This window comes from Priestia sp. YIM B13490 (assembly GCF_042787735.1).
Classification (GTDB): Bacteria; Bacillota; Bacilli; order Bacillales; family Bacillaceae_H; genus Priestia; species Priestia megaterium.
Map to the genome: position 1 here is coordinate 114927 of NZ_JBHZOT010000005.1, position 20205 is coordinate 135131.

At 38.8% G+C, this 20205-nt stretch carries 26 protein-coding genes; 23 read left to right on the forward strand and 3 right to left on the reverse strand.

Translation table 11 applies throughout. The features are described 5' to 3' along the window. Positions 1-43: 43 nt before the first annotated feature. The 14 genes from deoB to lysA all read left to right on the forward strand — a co-directional run bounded on the left by deoB (position 44) and on the right by lysA (position 11588). Entirely contained in the window at positions 44-1225 is a 1182-nt protein-coding gene (gene deoB, locus ACFX4R_RS16860) for a phosphopentomutase (protein ID WP_377569983.1), read from the forward strand. Between the two features lie 16 nt (positions 1226-1241). Next, complete coding sequence (locus ACFX4R_RS16865; protein ID WP_013084938.1) at positions 1242-2072, forward strand: purine-nucleoside phosphorylase; 831 nt, start codon at positions 1242-1244, stop codon at positions 2070-2072. Between the two features lie 116 nt (positions 2073-2188). Then, a complete protein-coding gene (locus ACFX4R_RS16870) occupies positions 2189-3355 on the forward strand; it encodes a D-alanyl-D-alanine carboxypeptidase family protein (RefSeq protein ID WP_377569985.1) in 1167 nt (388 codons plus the stop codon). A gap of 102 nt (positions 3356-3457) precedes the next feature. Next, positions 3458-3808, forward strand: coding sequence for an anti-sigma F factor antagonist (gene spoIIAA / locus ACFX4R_RS16875; RefSeq protein WP_013084936.1), 351 nt, complete (start codon positions 3458-3460; stop codon positions 3806-3808). Then, on the forward strand, positions 3808-4251 hold the full coding sequence (gene spoIIAB / locus ACFX4R_RS16880; RefSeq protein ID WP_013084935.1) for an anti-sigma F factor: 444 nt from the start codon (positions 3808-3810) through the stop codon (positions 4249-4251). Before spoIIAA ends, spoIIAB begins: the two co-directional genes overlap by 1 nt. A gap of 12 nt (positions 4252-4263) precedes the next feature. After that, on the forward strand, positions 4264-5025 hold the full coding sequence (gene sigF, locus ACFX4R_RS16885; RefSeq protein ID WP_013059074.1) for an RNA polymerase sporulation sigma factor SigF: 762 nt from the start codon (positions 4264-4266) through the stop codon (positions 5023-5025). 161 nt (positions 5026-5186) lie between these two features. Then, a complete protein-coding gene (locus ACFX4R_RS16890) occupies positions 5187-5807 on the forward strand; it encodes a stage V sporulation protein AA (protein WP_043976321.1) in 621 nt (206 codons plus the stop codon). Beyond that, positions 5797-6219 carry a stage V sporulation protein AB gene (locus tag ACFX4R_RS16895; RefSeq protein WP_014458301.1) on the forward strand — a complete coding sequence of 141 codons (423 nt, stop codon included), beginning with the start codon at positions 5797-5799 and terminating at the stop codon, positions 6217-6219. Before ACFX4R_RS16890 ends, ACFX4R_RS16895 begins: the two co-directional genes overlap by 11 nt. 18 nt (positions 6220-6237) lie before the next feature. Continuing rightward, positions 6238-6699, forward strand: coding sequence for a stage V sporulation protein AC (spoVAC, locus tag ACFX4R_RS16900; protein ID WP_025750442.1), 462 nt, complete (start codon positions 6238-6240; stop codon positions 6697-6699). Between the two features lie 13 nt (positions 6700-6712). Then, positions 6713-7729, forward strand: a complete 1017-nt coding sequence (gene spoVAD / locus ACFX4R_RS16905; RefSeq protein ID WP_043976324.1) for a stage V sporulation protein AD — start codon at positions 6713-6715, stop codon at positions 7727-7729. Positions 7730-7732: 3 nt separating this feature from the next. Continuing rightward, positions 7733-8083 carry a stage V sporulation protein AE gene (gene spoVAE, locus ACFX4R_RS16910; protein ID WP_013059069.1) on the forward strand — a complete coding sequence of 117 codons (351 nt, stop codon included), beginning with the start codon at positions 7733-7735 and terminating at the stop codon, positions 8081-8083. A gap of 6 nt (positions 8084-8089) precedes the next feature. After that, complete coding sequence (gene spoVAEA / locus ACFX4R_RS16915; RefSeq protein WP_043976326.1) at positions 8090-8656, forward strand: stage V sporulation protein SpoVABEA; 567 nt, start codon at positions 8090-8092, stop codon at positions 8654-8656. Then, positions 8649-10130 (forward strand): spore germination protein, encoded by a 1482-nt coding sequence (locus tag ACFX4R_RS16920; RefSeq protein ID WP_043976329.1) that lies wholly within the window; start codon positions 8649-8651, stop codon positions 10128-10130. The genes spoVAEA and ACFX4R_RS16920 overlap by 8 nt, the downstream gene beginning before the upstream one ends. A gap of 138 nt (positions 10131-10268) precedes the next feature. After that, complete coding sequence (lysA, locus tag ACFX4R_RS16925; protein ID WP_043976330.1) at positions 10269-11588, forward strand: diaminopimelate decarboxylase; 1320 nt, start codon at positions 10269-10271, stop codon at positions 11586-11588. Between the two features lie 50 nt (positions 11589-11638). Here lysA and ACFX4R_RS16930 read toward each other — a convergent pair whose 3' ends face one another. Continuing rightward, the gene (locus ACFX4R_RS16930) at positions 11639-12514 is read right to left on the reverse strand and encodes a DUF1002 domain-containing protein (RefSeq protein ID WP_013059065.1); all 876 of its coding nucleotides are present in this window, start codon (positions 12512-12514) and stop codon (positions 11639-11641) included. A gap of 388 nt (positions 12515-12902) precedes the next feature. Here ACFX4R_RS16930 and ACFX4R_RS16935 point away from each other — a divergent pair, with 388 nt between their 5' ends. After that, positions 12903-13337 (forward strand): peptidylprolyl isomerase, encoded by a 435-nt coding sequence (locus ACFX4R_RS16935; RefSeq protein ID WP_013059064.1) that lies wholly within the window; start codon positions 12903-12905, stop codon positions 13335-13337. Positions 13338-13581: 244 nt separating this feature from the next. Beyond that, on the forward strand, positions 13582-13935 hold the full coding sequence (locus ACFX4R_RS16940; protein ID WP_013059063.1) for a GNAT family N-acetyltransferase: 354 nt from the start codon (positions 13582-13584) through the stop codon (positions 13933-13935). 74 nt (positions 13936-14009) lie between these two features. On the opposite strand, the gene ACFX4R_RS16945 is transcribed toward ACFX4R_RS16940, so the two are convergent. After that, positions 14010-14531, reverse strand: coding sequence for a DUF309 domain-containing protein (locus tag ACFX4R_RS16945; protein ID WP_043976333.1), 522 nt, complete (start codon positions 14529-14531; stop codon positions 14010-14012). A 132-nt stretch (positions 14532-14663) separates the two neighbouring features. Continuing rightward, positions 14664-14762: a YjcZ family sporulation protein gene (locus tag ACFX4R_RS16950; RefSeq protein WP_170836726.1), complete on the reverse strand. Its 99-nt coding sequence runs from the start codon at positions 14760-14762 to the stop codon at positions 14664-14666. Between the two features lie 198 nt (positions 14763-14960). On the opposite strand from ACFX4R_RS16950, the gene ACFX4R_RS16955 reads away from it, so the two are divergent. The 7 genes from ACFX4R_RS16955 (at position 14961) to resA (ending at position 20205) form a co-directional block, all read left to right on the forward strand. Continuing rightward, positions 14961-15716, forward strand: a complete 756-nt coding sequence (locus ACFX4R_RS16955) for a segregation/condensation protein A (RefSeq protein ID WP_080781556.1) — start codon at positions 14961-14963, stop codon at positions 15714-15716. Continuing rightward, a complete protein-coding gene (scpB, locus tag ACFX4R_RS16960; RefSeq protein WP_162214932.1) occupies positions 15713-16285 on the forward strand; it encodes an SMC-Scp complex subunit ScpB in 573 nt (190 codons plus the stop codon). The genes ACFX4R_RS16955 and scpB overlap by 4 nt, the downstream gene beginning before the upstream one ends. A gap of 118 nt (positions 16286-16403) precedes the next feature. Beyond that, positions 16404-17552, forward strand: a complete 1149-nt coding sequence (locus tag ACFX4R_RS16965; RefSeq protein WP_043976335.1) for a D-alanyl-D-alanine carboxypeptidase family protein — start codon at positions 16404-16406, stop codon at positions 17550-17552. Further along, positions 17545-18144 carry a nucleoside recognition domain-containing protein gene (locus ACFX4R_RS16970; RefSeq protein WP_043976337.1) on the forward strand — a complete coding sequence of 200 codons (600 nt, stop codon included), beginning with the start codon at positions 17545-17547 and terminating at the stop codon, positions 18142-18144. The genes ACFX4R_RS16965 and ACFX4R_RS16970 overlap by 8 nt, the downstream gene beginning before the upstream one ends. Then, a complete protein-coding gene (locus tag ACFX4R_RS16975; RefSeq protein ID WP_013084923.1) occupies positions 18141-18674 on the forward strand; it encodes a spore maturation protein in 534 nt (177 codons plus the stop codon). The genes ACFX4R_RS16970 and ACFX4R_RS16975 overlap by 4 nt, the downstream gene beginning before the upstream one ends. Before the next feature lie 86 nt (positions 18675-18760). Then, a complete protein-coding gene (locus ACFX4R_RS16980; RefSeq protein WP_013059055.1) occupies positions 18761-19486 on the forward strand; it encodes a pseudouridine synthase in 726 nt (241 codons plus the stop codon). Between the two features lie 197 nt (positions 19487-19683). After that, positions 19684-20205, forward strand: coding sequence for a thiol-disulfide oxidoreductase ResA (gene resA / locus ACFX4R_RS16985; RefSeq protein ID WP_013059054.1), 522 nt, complete (start codon positions 19684-19686; stop codon positions 20203-20205).

Consider the following 20205-nt stretch of genomic DNA (forward strand, 5'->3'; position numbering starts at 1 on the left):
AATTTTATAGAGAATAAATAAATTGATATTTGGAGGGAATAAAATGGCGCATACATATAAACGCGTATTTTTAATTGTCATGGATTCAGTGGGTATCGGTGAATCACCGGATGCTGAAAAATACAATGATAAAGGTGCGGATACGTTTGGTCATATTGCAGAGCACTGCAACGGTCTTCGTATGCCTAATATGGCTAAGCTTGGCCTAAGTAATATCCGTGAAATTAAAGGAATCGATAAAGCCGAAAAACCGTTGGCTTACTATACAAAAATGCAGGAAGCTTCTGCAGGAAAAGATACAATGACAGGTCATTGGGAAATTATGGGCCTCGATATTGATACGCCTTTTAATGTATTTCCAGATGGATTTCCAGAAGAGCTGATTTCACAATTAGAAGAAAAAACAGGTCGAAAAATCATTGGGAACAAACCAGCGTCTGGTACAGAAATTTTGGATGAGCTAGGAAAACAGCATATGGAAACAGGTGACTTAATCGTCTATACATCAGCAGATTCTGTTTTGCAAATTGCTGCTCATGAAGAAATTGTTCCAATTGATGAATTGTACAAAATTTGTGAGATTGCTCGTGAATTAACGCTTGATGATCCATATATGATTGGACGTGTTATCGCTCGCCCGTTTTTAGGTGAACCAGGTAACTTTACACGTACATCCAATCGTCATGACTATGCATTAAAGCCTTTTGGACGTACAGTAATGAATGAATTAAAAGACAATGACATCGATGTTATTGCTATCGGTAAAATTTCTGATATTTACGACGGAGAAGGGGTAACAAAATCTCTTCGTACCAAATCGAATATGGACGGCATGGATAAGCTAGTTGATACATTAAACATGGACTTCACAGGCTTAAGCTTCTTAAATTTAGTTGATTTTGATGCTCTCTATGGTCATCGCCGCGATCCACAAGGATATGGGCAAGCACTTGAAGAATATGATGCACGCTTAGAAGAAGTATTTGATTTATTAAAAGAAGATGATTTATTGATTATTACAGCGGATCATGGAAATGACCCTGTTCATCATGGGACAGACCATACGCGTGAATACGTGCCGCTTCTTGTGTACAATAAAGGCATGCAAGAAGGAAAAGAACTTTCTATTCGTCAAACGTTTGCGGATATTGGCGCAACGGTAGCAGAAAATTTTGGCGTAGCAATGCCTAAGCATGGAAAAAGTTTTTTAAAAGAGTTGAATTAAGCAGGGGGAATGGAGTATGAAAAAAGAATATATTGAAAAAGCAGCAGCATATATTAAAAATCAATCAGCTGTTACACCAACAATTGGGCTTATTTTAGGCTCTGGACTAGGGGTATTAGCCGACGAAATTGAAGGCGCGGTAAAAATTCCTTATAACGACATTCCTGAGTTCCCGGTTTCAACAGTTGAAGGTCATGCAGGTCAATTAGTAATAGGTACTATTCATGACGTACCGGTTGTAGCTATGCAAGGACGTTTTCACTTTTATGAAGGGTACGCCCTTGATAAAGTAACATTTCCAGTGCGCGTAATGAAAGAAATCGGTGTAGAAACGTTGATTGTAACGAATGCAGCGGGCGGAGTAAACGAATCCTTTAATCCAGGAGACTTAATGATTATTTCTGATCATATTAATAATTTTGGAACCAATCCTTTGATTGGACCTAATGACTCTGATTTCGGAGTAAGGTTCCCGGATATGTCAACTGCTTACTGCAAGGATCTTCGTCAATTAGCGAAGAAGGTAGGAGCTGATTTAAATATCGCCTTACAAGAAGGTGTATATGTAGGAAATACAGGTCCAACATATGAAACGCCTGCTGAAGTGCGTATGCTTCGCATTATCGGGGGAGACGCGGTCGGTATGTCTACAGTGCCAGAAGTTATTGTGGCACGCCATGCAGGTATGAAAGTGCTAGGTATTTCTTGTATTTCTAATATGGCAGCTGGTATTTTAGATCAGCCGTTAAATCATGAAGAAGTAATTGAAACGACTGAAAAAGTAAAACAGCAGTTTTTATCGCTTGTAAAAGAAGTAGTAAAGCAGCTTCCAGCTTATCAAAAATAAGAAGAAAATATGACTTCAAGCATCGAGAATTTCTCGATGCTTTTTTTATTTCCCTTAGTATAAATCGATTATACCTTGGAAAAAATAGGTTGTATAAAGAATGGAGGTTTGTGGAGATGAAGCGAACTATTGTAAAGTTACTCGTTGTCATATTTTTATTTCCACTTATGACGCAACCTGTTTTAGCCGCAGAAAAAAAGAATTCCGAGCTTGCTGACAGTGCTAGGTCAGCTATTTTAATTGAACGGGATACAGGAAAAATTCTATACGAAAAAAATAGTAATCAAGAACTTCCCCCTGCCAGTATGACTAAAATTATGACAATGATTTTAATTATGGAGGCTTTGGATAAAGGGAAAATTACCTTAAAAGATAAAGTGCGGGCAAGTGAATATGCCGCTTCAATGGGAGGCTCACAAATCTTTTTAGAGCCCGGAGAAGAAATGACGGTAAATGATTTGCTAAAAGGGATTGCGATAGGTTCCGGTAACGATGCTTCTATGGCAATGGCTGAATATTTAGCTGGATCAGAAGAAAAATTTGTAGCAAAGATGAACCAAAAAGCCAAAGAGCTTGGTTTGACTCATACAAAATTTCAAAATCCGACAGGCCTGCCTGTAGAAAATCACTATAGTACAGCTCATGATATGGCCATGATGGGCAGAGAGCTGCTAAAGTATGAAAAAATTATTAACTATACAAGTAAATACGAAGCTTATTTGCGCACGGATACAGATAAGAAGTTTTGGTTAGTAAATACAAATCGCTTAGTAAAGTTTTATCCCGGCGTTGATGGACTCAAAACCGGATTTACAGGTCAAGCTAAGTATTGCCTGACAGCTACCGCTAAAAAGGGAAATATGCGTGTGTTAGCGGTTGTATTCGGTGCAAGCACGCCAAAAGATCGCAATAATCAAGTAACCAAAATGTTAGACTACGCATTCAGTCAATATACAACGAAGCCTTTATACAAAAAAGGAGACGTTATTACCAAGATAGATGTAAACAAGGGTAGCGAAGATCAGGTAACAGCTGTTACGTCCGAGCCTATTTCTGTTTTATTGAAAAAAGGAAATGCAGCCAAAGACGTTAAAACAGAAGTGAAAATGAACGAGAAGCTAAATGCGCCTATTCAAAAAGGCGACAAAATTGGAATGTTGACCATTAAGAAGGATAACAAAGTAGTTAGTTCTTCACCGCTTCTTGCAAGAGAAGATATTGATGCTGCTTCTTGGTGGAAGATATTCAAACGTACATTCTCTATTTTCTCTCAAACATCTTAAACAGCTAAATGTGACGAAATAGAACTAGTTTTGTCGGTGAGAAGGATTCTATTCTGTCGGCAGCGAAAGACTGACTATAAGATTTCCGAGGAGGTTTGTATAGTGAGTCTTTCGATTGAATTGGAATTCAAACAAGATGTCTTGTTGGTTCGATTAACAGGAGAATTAGATCATCATACGGCAGAAGAGCTAAGAAGCAAAATCACCGAAGCGATAGAGAAGGAATCTATCAGCCATTTGATTTTAAATTTACAGCATTTAACCTTTATGGACAGCTCTGGCTTGGGGGTTATTTTAGGGAGATACAAACAGGTTCATAATAACGGCGGGGAAATGGTTGTATGCGCTATTTCTCCCGCCGTAGAACGTTTGTTTAATATGTCAGGCTTATTTAAAATTATTCGTTTTGAACCTAATGAAGAAAACGCGCTTCAAAAATTGGGGGTGGCATAATGAAAAATCAAATGAACCTCCAATTTTCCGCGCTTAGTCAAAATGAATCGTTTGCCCGCGTCACGGTAGCATCATTTATTACGCAGTTAGATCCAACAATGGATGAGTTAACAGAAATTAAAACAGTCGTATCTGAAGCAGTAACAAATGCTATTATTCACGGCTACGAAAGCAATCCGGATGGTGTGGTATATATTTCTGTGACGCTTCATGAAGACGGTGTAGTCGAGCTGATGATTCGTGATGAAGGAATTGGTATCGATAACGTGGATGAAGCCAAGCAGCCTTTATACACAACCAAACCAGATCTAGAACGTTCTGGAATGGGTTTCACCATAATGGAAAACTTTATGGACGAAATTCGAGTGGAGTCTACTGTATTAGAAGGTACGACCTTATATTTAAAAAAGCACTTAACAAATAGTAAAGCGCTATGTAATTAAGGAGACTTGCCAATGGATGTGGAGGTCAAAAAAAATAAAAACGAACCGTATTTAAAGGATCATGAAGTTAAAGACCTCATCAAGCGCAGTCAGCAAGGTGATCAAATTGCACGAGATACAATTGTCCAAAAAAATATGCGGCTCGTTTGGTCGGTTGTTCAACGTTTTATTAACCGTGGTTATGAGCCCGATGATTTATTTCAAATTGGGTGCATAGGGCTATTAAAGTCCGTTGATAAATTTGACTTATCGTATGATGTTAAATTTTCAACATATGCTGTTCCAATGATTATTGGTGAAATTCAGCGATTTATTCGTGATGATGGCACGGTAAAAGTTAGCCGTTCTCTGAAAGAAATGAGCAATAAAATACGTAAGGCAAAAGACGAGCTTTCCAAATTACTTGGACGCGTCCCTACAGTCGCTGAGGTTGCAGAACATTTGGATCTCACTCCTGAAGAAGTAGTGCTAGCTCAAGAAGCTAATCGTGCTCCTTCGTCTATTCACGAGACCGTCTATGAAAATGATGGAGATCCAATTACCCTTCTTGACCAAATTGCTGATCATACGGAAGCGAAGTGGTTTGATAAAATTGCCTTAAAAGAAGCAATTGAAGAACTTGATGAGCGTGAAAAGCTCATTGTCTATTTGAGGTATTACAAAGATCAAACTCAGTCCGAAGTGGCCGCAAGGCTGGGAATTTCTCAAGTTCAGGTATCGAGGCTTGAGAAGAAAATCTTAAAACAAATGAAGCTGCATATGAATGATACGTAATACTTAAGAAGCAATCCGTTTTGCTATTCAAAGAAGAATAGTGAAACGGATTGCTTTTTTTATTTGGTAATTAATGGTCTGTTCAGAAACGTGAATTAGAAAATTTAAGAAAATCCATACTACACGTACAGGGAGATAATGAATCGTAAGGTGTGATATGAATGGAAAACGTTCTTTATCTTAAAATGAGACATCGTATTCAAGTAAAACCTGATGAAGCTGTAAATATTGGACAATTAGCAATGGTTATAGCAGGAGATTCTGTTCAAAAGCAAATTGAAAAGCTAGTTGTATATCAAGTAAGTATGAGTGATCGAAATATTATCATTGTTGATTTAATGAAGGTAATTGAAAAAGTTGCCTCTCGGTATCCGCATTTAGACATTCAGACGATTGGACCCGCTCAAACGATTGTAGAGGTCGTGTATAAAAAGAAACAATATTCCTTTTTGTTTTTTCTAGCTGTTTGGTTTCTTCTCTTCATCGGAGCTGCTTTGGCAATTATGAACTTTCACGAAGATGTGAGTATGAGACAAGTCCATCAAAAATTGTTCTATATGCTGACCGGTCTGAGAGATAAGCAGCCTTTGCTGATTCAAGTACCTTACTCTATCGGTTTAGGCCTAGGAATGATTCTGTTTTTTAACCATGTCTTTAGAAAACGAATTAATGAAGAGCCTAGTCCTCTCGAAGTCGAAATGTTTAATTACCAGCAAGACTTAGATCAATACGTCATTATGCACGAGAATAAAGAAAGTATGAAAAAAATTGATGATCATTAACATTGTGATGACCATTGTAATTGGACTTGCGGGAGGACTGGCTGCAGGTGCTGGGTTTGTAGCATTTTTAACGGTGCTGGGCATTATTCCGCGTTTGATGCAGCTGACCAAAACCATGAAATATATTCAAGCATATGAATGGGGAGTGGTGGGTGGTGCTGTTACAGGCGGGTGGTGCAGTCTTCATCAATACACGTGGCAGTTTCCTGCGGTGCTTATTATGATCATAGGTCTAACGAGCGGTATTTTTATTGGGATGCTGGCAGCAGCGTTAACAGAAGTGCTTAATGTATTGCCGACGTTAACGAAACGAATAGGGATGGAAGGCAAGCTTATTTTATTGTTAATGGCCATTGTACTAGGCAAAGTATGCGGATCATTATTTCATTGGATTTATTTTGTTAATCAATAAGAAAAGGATGTATGTAACATGGCAAATAATCAAAAATTAAAAGATAACTATCAAGAAAGCATTAAACCATTTCAGCCTAAACCTTCATATGTGGCAAATTGCCTAAAAGCCTTTTTGGTAGGGGGAATCATTTGTACATTAGGCCAGGCAATTCAAAATTTCTATATTGCATTTTTTGACTTTAATGAAAAAAATGCAGGTAATCCTACCGTTGCAACCCTTATTTTAATATCTGCGCTTTTAACCGGGTTTGGGATATACGATCGTATTGGTCAATTCGCAGGTGCAGGTTCAGCTGTTCCTGTTACGGGTTTTGCCAATTCCATGACGAGTGCAGCGCTTGAACATCGAAGTGAAGGGATTGTTCTTGGAATTGCGACGAACATGTTCAAACTGGCTGGAAACGTCATTGTATTTGGAACGGTTTCGGCTTACGTTGTAGGAATCATTCGCTACCTTTTTAAAACTTATTTGCTATGAAAAGAGGGGGATTATGAGAAAAACTGGAAAGCAAACGTGGGTTTATGAAAACCCTATTTATATTAATGCCACAGGAACAGCTGTAGGACCAAAAGAAGCAGATGGACCGTTAGGAGAAACATTTGATATTACACATAAAGATTTGCACTGTGAAGAAGACAACTGGGAGCTAGCTGAAAGAAGGCTTATGACGGAGTCTATTGATTCCTGCTTGCAAAAAATAAATTTATCTTATGAAGACGTTGATTTGTTTTTGGCTGGAGATTTATTAAATCAAAACGTAACGGCTAATTTTGTAGCCCGACATAACCAAATTCCATTTCTATGCATGTTTGGCGCTTGCTCCACATCAATGGAAACGCTCGCAACGGGAGCAGCTCTTGTAGATGCAGGGTTTGCTAATCGTGTTATTGCATCAGCGAGCAGTCATAACGCAACGGCTGAACGCCAATTTCGAAATCCTACGGAGTACGGAGGACAAAAACCAGATACAGCAACGGCAACCATTACGGGAGCAGGGGCAGCGCTGGTCTCGAAAGAAAAAGGTATTGTGCGTCTCACGTCTGCAACGATTGGTCGGGTAATGGATTACGGGATTAAAAATGCAAACGACATGGGTTCTGCTATGGCACCAGCTGCTGCAGATACCATTCAAAGACATTTGGAAGACTTAAACATTGCTCCAAGCGAGTATGATCTTATTTTAACAGGAGATTTATCAGGTGTAGGAAGTCCAATCTTAAAACAGCTGCTCAAGGACGAAGGCTACGATATATCAACCAATCATAATGATTGCGGATTAATGGTATATCGCCCTGATCAAAATGTATTTGCAGGAGGAAGCGGCTGCGGCTGCTCCGCTATTGTCACGTATGGGCATATTTTAAATGAATTAAAATCAGGAAACTTAAAGAAAGTGTTTATGGTGGCAACAGGAGCTCTTTTAAGTCCAACGATGATTCAGCAAAAAGAGTCAATTCCAACAATTGCTCATGGCGTCGTCTTAGAACATATTGGGGAGGGGGGATGATCAATGGAGTATGTAATAGCTTTTGCTGTAGGAGGAATCATTTGCGTTATTGGGCAGCTGCTGCTTGATCTTGCTAAGCTTACTCCAGCACACGTCATGAGTTCGTTTGTAGTTGCAGGAGCGATTTTAGATGGATTTGGTCTTTATGATAAGTTAATTGAATTTGCTGGCGCTGGAGCGACGGTTCCAATTACAAGCTTTGGTCATTCTTTGCTGCACGGAGCGATGAAGCAAGCGGATGACCATGGATTTATCGGGATTGGGATTGGGATTTTTGAACTTACCTCAGCTGGAATTTCAGCAGCTATTTTATTTGCTTTTATTATCGCGTTAATCTTTAAACCGAAAGGATAAAAGATTATGGAAAAAAGAAGGGTCATTATTGTAACTGATGGGGATGAATATGCACGCAAAGCAATTGAGCATGTAGCTAAAGCGGTTGGTGGCAGATGCATTTCCAGGTCATATGGAAACCCTACTACGTTAACAGGTAGTCAAACGGTAGATTTAATTCTTCAAGCACCATATGACCCTGTTTTTGTAATGTTTGACGATAGCGGTTTCTTAGAGGAAGGACCTGGGGAAATTGCTTTGCTTCATGTAGCAAAGCATCCTCAAGTAGAAGTTCTTGGAGTGATCGCTGTCGCGTCACGTACTCATCAAAGCGAATGGACAAGAGTGGATGTAACCATTGATCGTTTTGGAGAAATATCGCATTACGGCGTGGATAAAAGCGGAATTCAAGAGTTAGAAGTCGGACGAATTAATGGAGATACAGTTTACTGCTTGGATCAGCTCGATATTCCCTTAGTCGTAGGAATAGGGGATATCGGCAAAATGGCTAGGATGGATGATGTTAAACTGGGATGTCCTATTACAGAAAAAGCAGCAAGACTTATTTTAGAAAGGAGCGGTTCGTTTGGATAAGCTAGCAGAGCAGAAAACAGCTATTTTTTCGAAAGTACAAAAAAACGATCAGTGGTTCAAAGAAAACGCTAGTATGAATACAAGCTTTGATGTGGGCGTGCGTAAACTACTTATTCTGGATCGAGAAGTTCATGTTTACTATGTAACAGGACTGTGCGATAGTTCATTTATTATTGAAATTACAAAAGTGCTCGTTCAAATTAATGATAATGAAGTTGAACGAGCAAAGCTAAAGGATATTGTTGAAAACCGTCTTATTCATCAGCAAGTCAAGCCTTTAAAGACGCTGGATGATGGAATGGTGTCGGTTTTATCAGGACTGCTATTCGTTTTAATTGACGGTGAAGAAGTTGGCTTTGAAGTCGATGTGCGTACATATCCTGGCAGATCCCCTGAAGAAGCGGATACAGAGAAAGTGATTCGCGGAGCACGAGATGGATACACTGAAAACATCATTATCAATACAGCGTTAACAAGAAGAAGAATTCGTGACGGAAGATTTCGTTTTGAAATTATGAAGGTAGGCGAACGATCAAAACTGGACGTAGCGATTGGGTACATAAATGGCGTAGCTGATCCAGGGCTGGTTAAACTGATAAAAGATGAACTGGAAGCAATTGATATAGATGGTTTGCCGATGGCTGACAAATCAATTGAAGAGTTTTTAGTCAAACAAGGAATTAATCCTTTTCCAATGGTACGCTATACAGAACGTCCGGACACAGCAGCAGCTCATGTACTAGAAGGGCATGTGATCATTATTACCGATACGTCTCCAAGCGTTATTATTACGCCAACTACGCTGTTTCATCACGTGCAGCATGCAGAAGAATACAGGCAGGCTCCTTCTGTCGGTACGTTTATCCGCTGGATACGGTTTTTAGGAATTCTTGCTTCTCTTTTCTTATTACCGCTATGGCTGTTATTTGTACTTGAGCCAGACTTGCTGCCGTCAAAATTGCAGTTTATTGGACCAAACGAAGCAACAAATATTCCAACTGTTGTTCAAATTTTCCTAGCTGATTTTGGGATTGAATTTCTGAGGATGGCGGCCATTCATACGCCGACGCCGCTCGCCACGGCGATGGGCTTGATTGCCGCTGCGCTTATTGGGCAAATTGCTATTGATGTAGGTCTCTTTGTTCCGGAGGTTATTTTGTATGTGGCTATTGCAGCAATTGGTTCATTCGCAACGCCAAGCTATGAGTTAGCAGTAGCAAATAAAATGCTGCGATTGTTTCTGTTAATTTTTGTGGCGGCCTTTCATACTCCAGGGTTTCTTATTGCAACAACGTGTATCATTCTCTATATGGCGCGATTAAAATCGTTGAATACGCCTTATTTGTGGCCGTTTCTTCCATTCAACCCGCAGGCTTTATGGCAGATTATTATTCGTACACCGGTTCCTGGAGCAAATCCGCGTCCTAGTATTGTACATCCGCAGGACAAAGACCGCCAGCCTGCAAAACCTTAAACAAAATATGTGGTTGAAACCTGTATGAAGATGTGATAGATTTGTTTTAAATATGGAAAATAATAAATATTTAGACAGTTAGCAGCGAATTGCCGTTAACTGTCTTTTTTACACTATACACAGGAACGGGGTCTAAACATGTTTTTACACGGAACAAGTCGCATAAATAAACAGGGTCATCTTGAAATTGGTGGAGTTGATACGGTTGAATTAGCATCAAATTTTGGGACGCCCCTTTACGTATATGACGTGGCTTTAATTCGGCAGCGTGCTAGAGGGTTTAAAGAAACATTTGAAAAGTATGGGGTAAAAGCACAGGTCGCTTATGCAAGCAAAGCTTTTTCTACAATTGCCATGGTCCAAGTCGTTCATGAAGAAGGTCTTTCGTTAGACGTTGTTTCGGGAGGAGAACTGTATACGGCTTTAGCAGCTGACTTTCCGAAAGAACGGATTCATTTTCATGGAAACAATAAAAGCCGAGCAGAACTAGAAATGGCCATCAAAGAAGATGTAGGATGCATTGTAGTTGATAATTTTTATGAAATTGCATTGCTTCAGGAAATAACGGAACAGTATCAAAAAAAGATGCCTGTTCTTCTCAGATTAACACCCGGAATTGAAGCTCATACACATGATTATATCTTGACAGGGCAGGAAGACTCGAAGTTCGGGTTTGATCTTCAAAACGGTCAAGCAGACGAAGCTGTGCGTCTTGTGCAAGATAGCAAGGGGCTAGAACTTTTAGGTATTCACTGTCATATAGGATCTCAAATTTTTGAAACAACCGGATTTATTATGGCGACTCAAAAGCTTTTTGCAAAAATGAAAGAGTGGAAACAACGTATAGAATTTGTTCCGCAAGTATTAAATTTAGGCGGCGGCTTTGGCATTCGTTATACGGAAGAAGATCAGCCTATTCCTGTTTCGCAGTATGTGGAAGTTATTATAGAAGAGGTCAAAAAGCAGTCTAAACAGTTAGAGGTAGAAATCCCTGAAATTTGGATTGAGCCTGGCCGCTCTCTTGTAGGAGATGCTGGAACGACTCTGTATTCAATTGGTTCTCGTAAGCATGTACCTAATGTACGTGAATATGTAGCCATTGATGGAGGAATGAACGACAATATCCGTCCTGCGCTGTATCAAGCGAAATATGAAGCGGTCATTGCCAATCGAATGAATGATGAGAGTGATGAGCTTGTATCTATTGCGGGTAAGTGCTGCGAATCGGGGGATATGCTGATGTGGGATGTACACCTTCCAAAAGCAAACCCAGATGATTTATTAGCGATGTTTTGTACAGGGGCATACGGTTATTCTATGGCAAGTCACTATAACCGGTTGCCAAAGCCAGCTGTCGTGTTCGTGGAAGATGGAGAAGCACAGCTAGTCGTAAAACGCGAAACGTATGAAGACATTGTAAAAAATGACGTGAAATACAAGGTGACGGTAAAAAAGTAACGAGTGATTAACGTAAAAAAAAGAGCCTCTTGTTCAAGAGGCTCTTTTTTTTATGAGAATAACGATTTAATAGCATTAATAATATCAACAAAGAATTGCTTTAATTTATCAAGAAATGATTGGCCTTCTTCTGACTGAAGAAATGTTGTTACTTTTTCCTTTGTCGCGGAAAGTTGGTCTTTTACTTGATTCCAATCGATGTTCATATCTTTTAAACGATTGAAAAAATCAACAAGTGTATTAAGCTCTGAATCTGTTAATTTAATACCTAAATCATCAGCCACTCGCTGAATTAACGTGCGTAAATCGTCCTTTGTTTGAGGATTTTCTTTGGCAATTTCTTCTTTAATCGTTGCCATAAACTGCGCTGCTTTTTCTTTACCGATTTTTTCACCAAGCTCAGATGTCTGGACCATCTCTTCATTGGCTGCTTTTTTTACTTCTTCTGGGATTTTTTGATCTGTTTGAACTTCATATGCTTTCATAATACCTGTTAAAGCAGCTGTACCAGATACTTCAAATGGAGCGGTAATCTGGATTTTTGCATCTTTAACGCCGGCGGTCATCAAAGCATTAATATACATGTCGTCTGTAATACCATTAATATTTTGAGTTGATACGCTTAAACCTGAATCTTTTGAACCAAGGGTAATACTAGAAGATGAAATAGCACGAGATCCAATAGTAGCCTTTGGAATAAAGTCACCTAAATATTCATGCTCTTCTTGGTTTGTCACGGTTACTGTTTGAGCATTGCTTGGTGCATCAAGGTCATTTAATACCTGCTGCTTCTGAGAGCTGGTTAAGTCCTGACCTAATGTAATAATAACATCGCCCGGAGCAGCATCTGCAAAACTTTTTAAGGGTGCGGTTAGGAATAGAAGAAGACCTAATGTCACCATCATTGCTTTTATCGTTAATTTCAAACCTTTTTCCTCCTTTAATCCCATACTTGCCCTATTATAATACGGGCAGGTCTGAAGTAACAGAGTCAATTCATCATTTTCCCATAAATCAGTCTAGAGGCGTAGATTTCTATATGAAATGAAATCTATGTATCTCTGTCACTGTATTAGACGGATGATACTATAAAAAGTTTCATCTCACAACTACTATTTTTTATTTAGATCCCTACGAGAAGAAAGTGAAGAAGTGCATTCATTGAATTCATGAGCTTGTTTGTAGTAGAATAGAGTGAGTTTATAAATGTAAGTGTTCTACTCTAGGTGGCACTTACAACTTTTACGTTTTGCCGCTTTGATAGGAAAAACAGAGCCTATAGCGGTACTAATACATATATTGGAGGTCATTTATATGAAAAAAGCAAGTATTCTAATGGAAAATGGCGAAAAAATTCTAATCGATTTATTTCCTAACGAAGCACCAGGAACAGTAGAAAACTTTGAAAAGTTAGCTAATGAAGGATTCTACAACGGCGTAACGTTCCACCGCGTTATCCCTGGATTTGTTTCTCAAGGAGGAGACCCAACTGGTACAGGTGCTGGCGGCCCTGGCTACTCAATTAAATGTGAAACAGAAGGAAACCCTCACAAACATGAAGCGGGTTCTCTATCAATGGCACATGCTGGTAAAGACACAGGCGGCAGTCAGTTCTTTCTTGTTCATGAGCCACAGCCTCATTTGAACGGTGTTCACACTGTATTTGGAAAAGTAACAGAAGGACTTGATACAGTGTTAAAAATGAAAAATGGCGACGTAATGAAAGAAGTAAAAGTCTGGGAAGAATAAGAGCATACTGCTATAAATGGATATTAGCTGATAAAACGTCATAACAACCTTTTACAGGGGGTTACGGCGTTTTTTCTTCGCGCAACAGCTCAAAAAGCGTAATAGATTAGGTTTCTCATACACGCATGACATAGGACAAGCTTTTGTGTAATATTGCTATTTACTTATAAATTTTGTATGATAAAAGCAGTAAAAAACGCAGCGCATTAATTTGTAGGAAAGTTTGAGGACGAGGGAGAATCGTATGCTTATTCGCTATAAACGAAACTATGAAAAAATTGCCATGGGTCTTCTATCGTTTGTACCTACGGAAAAAGATTTAAAAAAACTTCAACAAACGATGAAAGAATATGAGCAAAACGAACATTGGCAGCTGTATCTTTGGAAGCAAGAAGAAGATATTATTGGGATTGTTGGCATTTCCATGCTCGATAAAAGTTTGATTGAGGTTCAACACGTCAGTGTAAACCCTTCACACCGCCAACAGGGCATTGGCAAAAAAATGATTAAAGCTCTTAAAGAAATGTATACGACTGCACAAATTAAGCCGAGTGAAATCATCGCTCCGTTTTATGAAAAGTGTCAGGCGGATGAATAAAAAAAGCATGATTAGGTAAGGTGTGAAAGCTTCTTTCACATCTTAGTCATCATAAAACAACAGGTAGCTAGAAGCTACCTGTTGTTTTGTTTTGCCAATAAGTTCGCTTGTCTTTCCGCAATCACATCTGACCGATCTCGCGTGCTGTGACGATGAACAATCGCATCATTTTGCAGATTAGAAGCTGATAACCAGACAAGCTGTTTATCAGTGCTTCTTTGTTTGCAAGCTCGTAATAATGCTGGATCTTCAATGGGCAAGTTAATACTTTTATATGGCTGATAGGTATCGATTAAAGCTAATTGTTTGCGAAGAAGTTTAAGCAGTGAAGGATAATTAAGTCCAAGCTGTGCAATATTTTCTTCTTCCTTCGTTAAAATTGCCAGCGCCTTTTGCATCGTTCTTTTGGCTCCAGCGAAATTTTGGCGTCGATGATGATAGAGTGAAACAGCAATTTGAATAAGGCCAACCCAAATAATATTGCGGTGTCCTCTTTGGTCTTTTTTCCAGTGTTCTTCTAGCAGTTCATGACATTCAAAGTAATCCCGGTCGCCATGAAAATGAACTAAATAATCAATATAGGCTTGTGAATACAATCTTGTTCCCTCCTGGTAAGGCTCTATATGTAGTGTATCACAAAAATTAGCTATTCATCAGCGCGGTGCCTTTAAAGAGACAAACGTGCTCAAGGTATGGCGAACACGTTTGTTTTTATTCAATATGTGTGGTTAGAAGCGTAAGCAAGAACAACCAACAATAATTAATAAAATAAACAGTACAACAATTAAAGCGAAACCGCTACCGTATCCACAAGATTTTTCACCCATGCGAGTTCCTCCTTCAGCCATTTCAAAATCTTATTACCTTGACATCATATGTATGTTTAAACTTTTTGTATGGGCAAATGACCTATTTTTACGTTAATTTGTATTGGACATGTGTCTATAATCCTCTATACTAATGATAGTAACGTTATATAAAGTAGCAGAAATGATAAGCAATTGAAAAGTGTTGGTGAGATAAAAGTGGAGTATAGTGTAAAAGTAGATGCGTTTGAAGGACCTTTAGATCTTCTTCTGCATTTGATTAACCGATTTGAAATTGATATTTACGATATCCCAGTAGCGACAATTACTGAGCAATATATGATGTTTATACATACAATGAATGAGCTTCAGCTAGACGTTGCCAGTGAATATCTAGTCATGGCAGCAACTTTGCTTCAAATTAAAAGTAAAATGCTTCTGCCTACGTATGAAGAAGATATGGATGAAATTGAAATGGTCGATGAAGAAGATCCGCGTGAAGAATTGATGCAGCGCTTAATTGAATATCGAAAGTTTAAAGAAGCGGCTGTAGAGCTTCAAAAGCTGGAAGAAGACCAAAGTCATGTGTATACAAAACCTCCAAGTAATGTGCAAATAAATGCAGAAGAACGTACGCAGCCTCAGGATGAAGGATTGGATATATCACTGTATGATATGCTAAGTGCTTTTCAAAAGTTGATGAAACGAAAGCAAAATAAAAAGCCTATGCAGACAAAAATAGCAAGGCAAGACATTCCAATTGACAAGCGCATGAGTGAAATTGTGAATGAATTAAAAGTCTTTAAAGGGAAAAAAAGTTTTTATCAGCTGTTTCCTTATCAAGAGCGTGATCATATTGTTGTAACGTTTTTAGCTGTGCTGGAATTAATGAAAGAAAATGAAATCGTTGTGGAACAGCAGCACAATCTAGACGAGCTTTATGTATCGTATCGAGAAAGGAATGAAGAGGAATGACAACGAATAATCTACAGGCTATTATTGAGAGCTTACTTTTTGTTTCTGGTGATGAAGGTCTATCCATTAGCCGGTTAGCTGAGATTATAGAAAAGCCTCATGAAGACATTCAAAGTGCTTTGGAGAGCTTAGAGCAAGAGTGTAAGTTCAGAGGAGTTACACTTGTTGAAATAGGAGGGGCCTATCAGCTTGTCACAAAAAAAGACTATGCACCATATATTGAGAAGCTCGTAGAAGCTCCCGCTAATCAATCATTATCACAAGCAGCGCTTGAAACGTTAGCTATTGTAGCGTATAAGCAGCCAATTACAAGAGCTGAAATCGAAGAGATTCGCGGAGTGAAAACGGAAAGACCTCTTCAAACTTTAATTGGAAAAGTTTTATTAAAGGAAGTGGGACGAGCGGAAGGCGCAGGGCGGGCCATCTTATACGGAACGACAAAAGAATTTTTAGGCTATTTTGGCCTTAAAAGTATCGAAGAGCTGCCGCCGCTTCCAGAAGATTTATTACAAGAAGGAACCGATCAAGAAGCAGACTTGTTTTTTCAATCGTTTCAAGAAATGAAGTGAAAATGTAAAAGAACATAGAGTTTTTTCTATGTTCTTTTTTGTATGGACAAATCTTTTCATTCATAACCAAAAAAGACGAGCATAAACTTGTACAAACAGGTAGAGGGACGGGGATGACATGAAAAGAAGCAAAAAAAGTATCATCTATCTATTTATTGTATTGCTATGTCTCAGCGGTTGGCCTTCCATATCATCTGCAGCAGGGAGCGTAAGTGCTCATAGTGCTATTTTGATGGAACAGAAATCAGGGAGAGTGTTATATGCTAAAAATGCAGATCAAGTTAGCCGAATTGCTAGCATTACAAAAATTATGACAGCAATACTGGCGATTGAATCTGGCAAAATAAATAAAACAGTTACCGTGAGCCACAGCGCAGTTGGTGTTGAAGGTTCTTCTGTGTATTTAGTTGAAGGTGAAAAAATAAAATTAAAAGATTTAGTATATGGCTTGATGCTTCGTTCAGGTAATGATGCTGCTGTAGCTATCGCAGAAGCCGTTGGAGGAAGCGAAGATGGATTTGTTTATTTGATGAATAAAAAAGCAGAAGAAATTGGCATGACAAATACAACATTTCAAAATCCGCATGGGTTAGACGACCATGAAAATCATCGCTCAACCGCGCACGATATGGCTCTGCTCATGCGCTATGCAATGAATAATAAAATTTTCAAAGAGATTTCAGGAACAAAAGTCTATCGAATGAAGCATCCTGAAGAGAAATGGGATCGAGTGTGGAAAAACAAAAATAAACTGCTGACAACACTATATGCATACTGTACTGGCGGAAAAACAGGGTATACAAAATTAGCAAAACGAACGCTTGTGACAACTGCTACAAAAGATGGAATGGATTTAATCGCCGTAACGATCAATGCCCCAGATGATTGGAACGATCACATTTCCATGTATGAAAATGCATTTGATAAATATGATATGACCAGTTTAGCTGCAAAAGGCGAGTTGGCAGATATAAAGGATTCTTTTTATAAAGATCAGCTGTATATTAAACGAAATGTCGTCTATCCGCTCACAAAGAAAGAGCAAAGCTCTGTAGAAGTAAAAACAACGTTAATTCAGCCTAAAAAGCAGTGGAAAGAAACAGGGGAAGTTCCAAATGTGGTAGGAAAGCTCGATATTTATAGAAGTGGAGAGACGATTGACAGTGTTCCAATTTATTTCGAAAAGCAGTCCGAGCAGCAAAAAGGTTTTTTTGATAAAGTGAAGCGATTAATGTTTATTCAGTCTGGAGCCAAAACAGATGGTTAATGTTATTTGGATGCTGCTGACCATTATCGGAATTGTTTTTGCGATTATAAATGGAAAAATTGGTGATGTAAACAAAGCAATTTTTCAAGGAGCAGGCGAAGCAGTGACCATCAGCATTGGGTTAATCAGCGTGCTGGTCTTTTGGTTAGGGATGATGAATATTGCTCAAAGTGCAGGGCTTCTCGACAAGTTAGCGAAACTGTTTCGACCCATCATTACAAGACTTTTCCCTGATGTTCCAAAAGATCATCCGGCCTTAGGGTACATATTGTCCAATATGATGGCGAATATGTTTGGGCTCGGGAATGCGGCAACTCCTCTTGGCATTAAAGCGATGGAGCAGCTTAAAAAGCTAAACGGCGATAGAGACGAAGCAAGCCGTTCTATGATCACACTTTTAGCACTTAACACAACCAGTTTAACACTTATACCAACCACAGTTATTGCCATTCGGATTACGTATAACTCGGCTAATCCTACTGAAATTGTCGGTACCACGCTTTTAGCAACTGTTGTAGCTACGATAGGAGCTATCATCATTGATCGCTTCTTTTATTATCGACGTACACGAAAAGGAGGAAAACGAAAATGACTATGCTTAATCAAGTATCATTGATGTTTATTCCTCTTATTGTAGGATGCATTTTACTTTATGGAACCTATAAAAAAATTCCTACGTATGAAAAGTTTGTAGAGGGAGGGAAAGACGGATTACAAATTGCTTTTTCCATCATTCCTTACTTAGTCGGCATGTTAGTGAGCATCTCTATTTTTCGAGCTTCAGGAGCGCTTGATTTTTTCTTATCTGTTTTAAAACCTATGCTGCAAGCAGTCGGCGTTCCGGCTGAAATTGTACCTTTAGCTCTTATCAAACCGATATCTGGAACGGCTGCTCTTGGTATCACGACGGATCTAATTTCTACATACGGACCTGATTCTTTTATCGGTCGTTTGGCATCGACCATGCAGGGAAGTACAGATACCACATTTTATATTTTAACGGTTTATTTCGGAGCGGTTGGCATTAAAAAAATGGGAGATGCGCTGAAGGTTGGTTTACTGGCAGATTTGGTAGGAATTATTGCCTCAGTTGTCATTGTAATCCTTGTGTTTGGCCGGTAAGAAATCGAAAATTCTACCTCTGAGTGGCAAATACACTTGTGTATTACTTCGTAAACAAGTAAGATGTTACAAGAGGTGAAGTGTTAATGGAACGATTACAAAAAGTGATTGCTCACGCAGGTGTAGCATCAAGACGTAAAGCTGAAGAATTAATCGGCCAAGGCCGAGTGAAAGTAAATGGAAAAGTTGTAAGAGAATTGGGCACGAAAGTAGGTCCTAACGATAAAATTGAAGTAGACGAAGTGCCTGTAGAAAGCGAAGCGCCCGTTTATTTTATGTTATACAAACCAAGAGGCGTAATTTCAGCTGCTAACGACGACAAGGGAAGAAAAACAGTCGTTGACTTCTTTCCACATGTAGAAGAAAGAATTTATCCAATTGGACGTCTAGACTATGATACGTCGGGTTTACTTCTTTTAACAAACGACGGTGAATTTGCTAATCAGCTAATGCACCCTAAATTTGAAGTGGACAAAGTGTATGTAGCTAAAATTAAAGGAATTCCAAGTCGTGAAAAAATCAGACAGCTGCAGCGCGGTGTGATGCTAGAGGACGGAAAAACAGCACCAGCTCGTGCAAAAGTTCTTTCTATTGATAAAAGTAAGCAGACGGCGATTGTGGAATTGACGATTCATGAAGGGAAAAATCGTCAAGTACGTCGCATGTTCGATGCAATTGGGCATTCTGTCTTAAAATTAAAACGTGAACGCTACGGACCTTTAGATTTACGCGGATTAAATGCAGGAGAAGCTCGTGAGCTTACAGCGCATGAAGTCAAACAATTATATTCAATGTCTCAAACAGGTAAGTAATTTTCACTTACCTGTTTTTTTTATGAAAAATGTCGTGAATTAGAAAAACAAGCAAGGTTTTTCGAAAAAATGTCGAACTTGTAGAATGAGAGGAAGACTTCACAGAAACGTCGAAATATTATTGGAAAGCCACTACCACAAAAATGATATAATGGTAGAAAAAAGCGTATTGAAAGCGGTTAAAAGGAGTTCGTGCCATGAAAAAAAAGCGCTTGATTATTCGAACAGTTATATTGGCAGTTTTGCTGTGCGCGGTTGGATATACCCTTTATGCTCAATTTTTTGCTGATAAACAAAAGGTATCAGTAGGAGATAAGGCACCTGACTTTATATTAAGAGATGTTAATGGAGAAACTCATCAGCTATCAGATTACAAAGGCAAAGGAGTTTTTTTGAATTTTTGGGGAACATGGTGCAAGCCCTGTAAACAAGAGATGCCGGCTATGGAAAAGCAGTATGCATCATATAAAAAGCAAGGTGTCGAAATTCTAGCTGTTAACGTTGCAGAAACGAATATAGCAGTAGAGCAATTTGCTAAACAGTATGAGCTATCTTTTCCGATTTTGATGGATAAAGATTCACAAGTGTTGGGTGCATACGGAATAGATCCTCTGCCGACTACATTTTTAATTGATAAAAACGGAAAGATTGTAGACAGTTTTATTGGGGGATTGGAAGAATCTAAAATAAAAGAATATATGGAAGAAATTAAACCATAG

What these genes read in the sequence shown, in the direction of transcription:
- deoB (WP_377569983.1), top strand. Translation starts at nt 44, where the DNA reads ATGGCGCATACATATAAACGCGTATTTTTAATTGTCATGGATTCAGTG.
- ACFX4R_RS16865 (WP_013084938.1), top strand. Translation starts at nt 1,242, where the DNA reads ATGAAAAAAGAATATATTGAAAAAGCAGCAGCATATATTAAAAATCAA.
- ACFX4R_RS16870 (WP_377569985.1), top strand. Translation starts at nt 2,189, where the DNA reads ATGAAGCGAACTATTGTAAAGTTACTCGTTGTCATATTTTTATTTCCA.
- spoIIAB (WP_013084935.1), top strand. Translation starts at nt 3,808, where the DNA reads ATGAAAAATCAAATGAACCTCCAATTTTCCGCGCTTAGTCAAAATGAA.
- sigF (WP_013059074.1), top strand. Translation starts at nt 4,264, where the DNA reads ATGGATGTGGAGGTCAAAAAAAATAAAAACGAACCGTATTTAAAGGAT.
- ACFX4R_RS16890 (WP_043976321.1), top strand. Translation starts at nt 5,187, where the DNA reads ATGGAAAACGTTCTTTATCTTAAAATGAGACATCGTATTCAAGTAAAA.
- ACFX4R_RS16895 (WP_014458301.1), top strand. Translation starts at nt 5,797, where the DNA reads ATGATCATTAACATTGTGATGACCATTGTAATTGGACTTGCGGGAGGA.
- spoVAC (WP_025750442.1), top strand. Translation starts at nt 6,238, where the DNA reads ATGGCAAATAATCAAAAATTAAAAGATAACTATCAAGAAAGCATTAAA.
- spoVAD (WP_043976324.1), top strand. Translation starts at nt 6,713, where the DNA reads ATGAGAAAAACTGGAAAGCAAACGTGGGTTTATGAAAACCCTATTTAT.
- spoVAE (WP_013059069.1), top strand. Translation starts at nt 7,733, where the DNA reads ATGGAGTATGTAATAGCTTTTGCTGTAGGAGGAATCATTTGCGTTATT.
- spoVAEA (WP_043976326.1), top strand. Translation starts at nt 8,090, where the DNA reads ATGGAAAAAAGAAGGGTCATTATTGTAACTGATGGGGATGAATATGCA.
- lysA (WP_043976330.1), top strand. Translation starts at nt 10,269, where the DNA reads ATGTTTTTACACGGAACAAGTCGCATAAATAAACAGGGTCATCTTGAA.
- ACFX4R_RS16935 (WP_013059064.1), top strand. Translation starts at nt 12,903, where the DNA reads ATGAAAAAAGCAAGTATTCTAATGGAAAATGGCGAAAAAATTCTAATC.
- ACFX4R_RS16940 (WP_013059063.1), top strand. Translation starts at nt 13,582, where the DNA reads ATGCTTATTCGCTATAAACGAAACTATGAAAAAATTGCCATGGGTCTT.
- ACFX4R_RS16950 (WP_170836726.1), bottom strand. Translation starts at nt 14,762, where the DNA reads ATGGGTGAAAAATCTTGTGGATACGGTAGCGGTTTCGCTTTAATTGTT.
- scpB (WP_162214932.1), top strand. Translation starts at nt 15,713, where the DNA reads ATGACAACGAATAATCTACAGGCTATTATTGAGAGCTTACTTTTTGTT.
- ACFX4R_RS16965 (WP_043976335.1), top strand. Translation starts at nt 16,404, where the DNA reads ATGAAAAGAAGCAAAAAAAGTATCATCTATCTATTTATTGTATTGCTA.
- ACFX4R_RS16970 (WP_043976337.1), top strand. Translation starts at nt 17,545, where the DNA reads ATGGTTAATGTTATTTGGATGCTGCTGACCATTATCGGAATTGTTTTT.
- ACFX4R_RS16975 (WP_013084923.1), top strand. Translation starts at nt 18,141, where the DNA reads ATGACTATGCTTAATCAAGTATCATTGATGTTTATTCCTCTTATTGTA.
- ACFX4R_RS16980 (WP_013059055.1), top strand. Translation starts at nt 18,761, where the DNA reads ATGGAACGATTACAAAAAGTGATTGCTCACGCAGGTGTAGCATCAAGA.
- resA (WP_013059054.1), top strand. Translation starts at nt 19,684, where the DNA reads ATGAAAAAAAAGCGCTTGATTATTCGAACAGTTATATTGGCAGTTTTG.